At 69.0% G+C, this 4820-nt stretch carries 6 protein-coding genes and 3 pseudogenes; 8 read left to right on the top strand and 1 reads right to left on the bottom strand.

Annotation, left to right across the window (positions count from 1 at the left end; translation table 11 throughout):
- From B2R83_RS12735 to B2R83_RS12715, 5 genes and pseudogenes are all read left to right on the top strand, one after another.
- Positions 1–661: pseudogene (locus tag B2R83_RS12735) on the top strand (DNA polymerase III subunit gamma/tau); the annotation flags it as partial.
- 42 nt (positions 662–703) lie between these two features.
- Entirely contained in the window at positions 704–1030 is a 327-nt protein-coding gene (locus tag B2R83_RS12730) for a YbaB/EbfC family nucleoid-associated protein (RefSeq protein ID WP_027866165.1), read from the top strand.
- A gap of 18 nt (positions 1031–1048) precedes the next feature.
- Entirely contained in the window at positions 1049–1639 is a 591-nt protein-coding gene (gene recR, locus B2R83_RS12725) for a recombination mediator RecR (protein WP_285380713.1), read from the top strand.
- A gap of 110 nt (positions 1640–1749) precedes the next feature.
- On the top strand, positions 1750–2883 hold the full coding sequence (locus B2R83_RS12720; protein ID WP_292041753.1) for a glycosyltransferase: 1134 nt from the start codon (positions 1750–1752) through the stop codon (positions 2881–2883).
- Positions 2870–3781 carry a polysaccharide deacetylase family protein gene (locus B2R83_RS12715; protein ID WP_292041751.1) on the top strand — a complete coding sequence of 304 codons (912 nt, stop codon included), beginning with the start codon at positions 2870–2872 and terminating at the stop codon, positions 3779–3781. Before B2R83_RS12720 ends, B2R83_RS12715 begins: the two co-directional genes overlap by 14 nt.
- Here B2R83_RS12715 and B2R83_RS12710 read toward each other — a convergent pair.
- A complete protein-coding gene (locus tag B2R83_RS12710) occupies positions 3684–3965 on the bottom strand; it encodes a hypothetical protein (RefSeq protein ID WP_229446049.1) in 282 nt (93 codons plus the stop codon). The genes B2R83_RS12715 and B2R83_RS12710 overlap by 98 nt on opposite strands.
- A gap of 165 nt (positions 3966–4130) precedes the next feature.
- Between B2R83_RS12710 and B2R83_RS24045 the strand changes: the two genes are divergently transcribed.
- The 3 genes and pseudogenes from B2R83_RS24045 to B2R83_RS24090 form a co-directional block, all read left to right on the top strand.
- On the top strand, positions 4131–4349 hold the full coding sequence (locus tag B2R83_RS24045) for a hypothetical protein (RefSeq protein WP_414674411.1): 219 nt from the start codon (positions 4131–4133) through the stop codon (positions 4347–4349).
- Positions 4256–4525 (top strand): annotated as a pseudogene (locus B2R83_RS24040) (penicillin acylase family protein); the annotation flags it as partial. The gene B2R83_RS24045 and the pseudogene B2R83_RS24040, both read left to right, overlap by 94 nt.
- Positions 4413–4820: pseudogene (locus B2R83_RS24090) on the top strand (hypothetical protein); the annotation flags it as partial. The pseudogenes B2R83_RS24040 and B2R83_RS24090, both read left to right, overlap by 113 nt.

Here is a 4820-nt window from a genome sequence, read left to right as displayed (position 1 = left end):
GGGATCGACGCCGCCGTGGGAACAGCCGCAGGCCGCCCAGCCGCAGCAGCCGCAAGCCGTCCAGCAGATGCAGCAGCCCCAGGCGCGCATGCAGGCTGCGGCAAGCGATGACGAGCCGCCTTCCTGGGTCACCGAGTTTTCCGACGACACCGCGGTCGCCGCCGAAGCGCCGGCCGCCGTCATGGGCCTGGCGCATGCGACAGGCGCTCCTGCGCGCGCGCCGGCCGCGCCGCCGCATCCCTACGTCATTACGCCGGTCCCGGCCATCGGCTGGGACGGCAACTGGCCGGCGCTGGCCGCCAGCCTGCCGCTGCGCGGCGTGTCCCAGCAACTGGCCCTGCAGACCGAACTGATCGAATGCGTGGCGCACGAACAGGCCGCGACCTTCCGCCTGCGCGTGCCGGTCGACACCCTGCGCGCCAGCGGCAACAGCGAGAAGCTGACGGCCGCGCTGCAGGAGCAGTTTCCCTCGGTGCGCGTCAGCCTCGATACCGAGATCGGCCCGACCTGGTACACCGCCGCGGCCGAAGCCAAGGCGGCGCGCGAGGAGCGCCAGCGCCAGGCCGAAGCCCTGGTCGCCGCCGATCCCTTCGTGCAGGCGATGGAGCGGACCTTCGGCGCCTTCGTCGTGCCCGGCTCGGTGAAGCCGGCCGCGGCCTGACCTATTGAATCAACCACTTGGCACTTTTTGGAGATACCGACCATGATGAAAAACCAGCTCGCAGGCCTGATGAAACAGGCGCAAGCCATGCAGGACAACATGAAGAAGGCGCAGGAGCAGCTGGCTCAGATCGAAGTCGAGGGCCAGTCGGGCGCCGGCCTGGTCAAGGTCGTCATGACCTGCAAGAACGACGTCAAGCGCGTCACCATCGACCCGTCGCTGCTGGGTGACGACCGCGACATGCTGGAAGACCTGGTCGCGGCCGCGTTCAACGACGCCGTGCGCAAGGCCGAAGCCACCTCCGCCGAGAAGATGAGCGGCCTGACCGCCGGCATGCCGCTGCCGCCGGGCTTCAAGATGCCGTTCTAAAGAGAAAGAAAAAACCTCATGTCCAGGTCGCTCGACTTCCTGACCGAGGCGCTGCGGCGCCTGCCCGGCATTGGTCCGAAGTCGGCGCAACGCATGGCCTTTCACTTGCTGCAGCATGACCGCGAAGGCGCGGCCATGCTGTCGCGCGCGCTGTACCAGGCGGTGGACACGGTCCACCACTGCGCGATGTGCAATACCTTCGCCGACACCGAAGTGTGCGATCTGTGCGCCGACGAGGCGCGCGACCGCGCGCTGCTGTGCGTCGTCGAAACCCCTGCCGACCAGATGATGATCGAGCAGACCATGACCTACAAGGGCCTGTACTTCGTGCTGATGGGGCGGCTCTCGCCGCTGGACGGCATCGGGCCGCGCGACCTGCACCTCGACAAGCTGGTCGGACGCGCCGCCGACGGCGTGGTCGACGAAGTGGTGCTCGCAACCAATTTCACCAACGAGGGCGAAGCGACCGCCCACTACATCAGCGAGATGCTGAAGGCGCGCGGGCTGAAGGTCAGCCGGCTGGCGCGCGGCGTGCCCGTCGGCGGCGAACTCGAGTATGTCGATGCCGGCACGATTGCGCGCGCCATGCTGGATCGCCGCAGCGCATAATCCACTGTAAAGACTAAAGACGACCGGTAGCGAGTTCCGCGGATGCCTGTGCGTGCGCGCAAGCCTCGTTGATGGACCGCTGCTACTTTGGTACTTTCAGCGGACCCCACATGCATCTTGTCGACGTCACGATGTTCTACGCTGCCGAGGGCGGCGGCGTCAGTACCTACCTGAACGCCAAGTCGCGCTGGCTTGCGCGTTACGGCTGGGCGCGGCATACCATTTTCAGTCCCAATGTCGGCGAGGACGAAGCGCCCAGCCTGGTGCGGGTGCCGGCGGTGGCGCTGCCCGGCATCCACGGCTACCGCATGCCAGTCTCGGTGGCGGCCGCGGCGCGGCGCCTGCGTGCGGCCCGGCCCGACCTGATCGAGGCGGGCGATGCCGGCCACAGTGCATGGGCGGCATTGCGCCTGCGCCAGCAGCTCGGCATCCCGGCGCTCGCCTTCTACCATTCCGACCTGCCGCGCCTGGTGCAGAACCGTTTTGGCGAAACCATTTCCCACGGCACCTGCAAGTACCTCGCCCACCTGTACGGCGAGTTCGATACCGTGCTGGCGCCAAGCCGGCTGATGGTGCACCAGCTGGCCGACATGGGCGTCACCCATGCCCTGCACCAACCGCTCGGCATCGACAGCGACATCTTCCACCCGCGCCGCCGGCGCGACAGCCTGCGGGCCGAGCTCGGCCTGCCGGAAGACACGCGCCTGCTGGTCTATGCCGGCCGCTTCACGGCCGACAAGAAGCTGAGCTATCTGGTCGAGGCCGTGCGCAAGCTCGGCAAGCCCTACCACCTGCTGCTGGTCGGGGGCGGGGCGCCGCTGCCGCAGCATGCGCAGCTGAGCTTCCTGCCCTTCCAGCGCGACCAGTGCGCGCTGGCCGGCCTGCTGGCCAGCTGCGACGTGCTGGTGCATCCGGGAGATTGCGAAACCTTCGGCCTGATCGTGCTGGAGGCGATGGCCTGCGGCCTGCCGGTGGTGGGCACCAGCGGGGGCGGGGTGGCCGAGCTGGTCGACGAGCAGACCGGCATCCTGGCGCGTCCCAATGACGCCGACAGCCTGGCCGGCGCCATCGAAGCCATCTATGCGCGCGACCTGGTGCGCCTCTCTACCAACGCACGGCGCAAGGCGCACGAGCACTATGACTGGAGCCAGGTCTTCCCGCAGCTGATGCACCGCTACGGCAGCCTGCTCGCGGCGCGCCCGGGAGCCGCGCGCGTGCTGGAGCGGGTCCTTGCCCCCGACTGACATGGAGCGGCAAGCGGACGGCGACTCTACGAAAGCAGCCAGGACGCAGCGACCGGCCCTGTGCGTGTCGATCCACGACGTTGCCCCGGCCACCTGGAACGAGTGCAGCCGTCTGGCGCGGGCCATGCGCGAGGTGGCTGAGCTGCCGCTGACCTGGCTGGTGGTGCCCCAGTACCACCGTCCCGGCGGCGAACCGGCGCGGATGGAAGCAGGGCTCGAACGGGCCCTGGCGCAAGCTGACGAGCTCGCGTTGCACGGCTATACCCATCTGGATACAGCACCGCGCGGCCCCGGCCTGAGCGAGCGTTTCTTGCGTACGAAATATAGCCACGAAGGCGAGTTCGCGGCCCTGCCGGCCGACGAGGCGGCGCGGCGCATCCAGTGCGGACTCGACTGGTTCGCCGAGCGTGGCTGGCCGGTACGCGGCTTCGTGCCGCCGGCCTGGCTGATGGGCGAGGGCGCCTGGCAGGCCCTGCGCGCCTTCGATTTCGACTACACCACGACTTTCCTGCGCTTTCACCTGCTTGGCGCCGGCACGGAAGGCGCAGGCAAGCCAGGCAGCGGCGGGGTGGTGCTGTCGCCCTCGCTGGTCTACGCGGCGCGCAACCGGACCGGCCGGCTGGTATCGCCGCTGGTGGCGGACGCCTTGACGCTGGCGCTGGCGCGCCGTCCGCTCATCCGGCTGAGCCTGCATCCGCCGGACGTGCGCCATCCGCGGCTGCTGCGCCATGCGCAGGCCACGGTCGAGCGCTTGCTTGCGACCCACACGGCCATGACCAAGGCCGCGTTCGCGCACATGCTTACCAGTACGGTCCCCAGTAGCCTCCACCACGCCAGTGGCGCGCACCCCAGCCCCCATAATACGAGGGAGCCTGGCGCAGTTCCTCGCGCGTGCTGAGTTGCAGCACGCACTGGCGCCACTGGTCGCTGTTCTGTGCATAGCCGAGGCGCGAGCAGGCCGGACCGTAGATGGTCATCAGCTCGGTCATTTCCGCCTGCATGCGCTCGGCGCGCTGCTGCGGCGTGGAGCAGGCAGCCAGTCCCAGGGTCATTGCCAGTACCGCATACTTTGCCATTTGCATGATCGCCTCCTTCGTCCGCCGTCCTGGCGGTGCCGTTTCAGTATAGATGGGGATACGTCGTGCGTAAATCAATCGTGCGACACCCCGCATGCATGGAACAAATCCGGTTCGCCGGAGAACCCTGTTTTCTGGCAAGATACGCCCCAAAAAAACAAGGAGAAACACATGCGTCAGCGCCGTTGGAAGACCTGGACCCTGCGCGGGGTAGCCGGACTGGTGGCGCTCATCGTGCTGGCGCTGGCCGCCGGCTCGGTGTTCGCCGGCCACGTGAACGACTCCGGCTTCTGGNNGTGCTGGCGCTGGCCGCCGGCTGGCTGTACTTGCGCGCCAGCCTGGCGCAGCTCGACGGCGAGCGCAGGGCGCCCGGCATGCAAGCCGCGGTGACGGTGGCGCGCGACGGCGCCGGCGTGCCCTTCATCAGCGGCGCCAGCCGCGCCGACGTGGCCTATGCGACCGGCTTCGTGCACGCCCAGGAACGCTTCTTCCAGATGGATCTGCTGCGCCGCACCGCCGCGGGCGAACTGGCCGAGCTGTTCGGCCCGCGCGCACTGCCGCTCGACCGCTCGCGCCGCCTGCACCGCTTCCGCGCCCGTGCGCAGCTGGCGCTGGCGCGCCTGCNNGTTCGGCGGCGTGCTGCGCGCCAGCGGCATCGGCAACGCGATCGCCGACTCGCTGGAGCAGGTTGGCATGCCGCTGATCGTGGCCGGCTTCCTGATCGCCGCCGTGGTGCGCCTGGCCCAGGGTTCGGCCACCGTGGCGTTGACCACCGCCGCGGCCATTGTGCAGCCGGCCGTGCTGGACAGCGCGGACCTGAGCGCCTTCCAGGTCGCCACCATCGTGCTGGCGCTGGCCGCC

The organism is Massilia sp. UBA6681, from assembly GCF_002454935.1.
Taxonomy (GTDB): domain Bacteria; phylum Pseudomonadota; class Gammaproteobacteria; order Burkholderiales; family Burkholderiaceae_D; genus Telluria; species Telluria varians.
This window is presented reverse-complemented; position numbering and strand designations above follow the sequence as displayed.

Bases quoted from the DNA above. Each gene is read 5' to 3' on its own strand.
- B2R83_RS12720 (WP_292041753.1), top strand. From the start codon at position 1,750: ATGCATCTTGTCGACGTCACGATGTTCTACGCTGCCGAGGGCGGCGGC.
- B2R83_RS12730 (WP_027866165.1), top strand. From the start codon at position 704: ATGATGAAAAACCAGCTCGCAGGCCTGATGAAACAGGCGCAAGCCATG.
- recR (WP_285380713.1), top strand. From the start codon at position 1,049: ATGTCCAGGTCGCTCGACTTCCTGACCGAGGCGCTGCGGCGCCTGCCC.
- B2R83_RS12710 (WP_229446049.1), bottom strand. From the start codon at position 3,965: ATGCAAATGGCAAAGTATGCGGTACTGGCAATGACCCTGGGACTGGCT.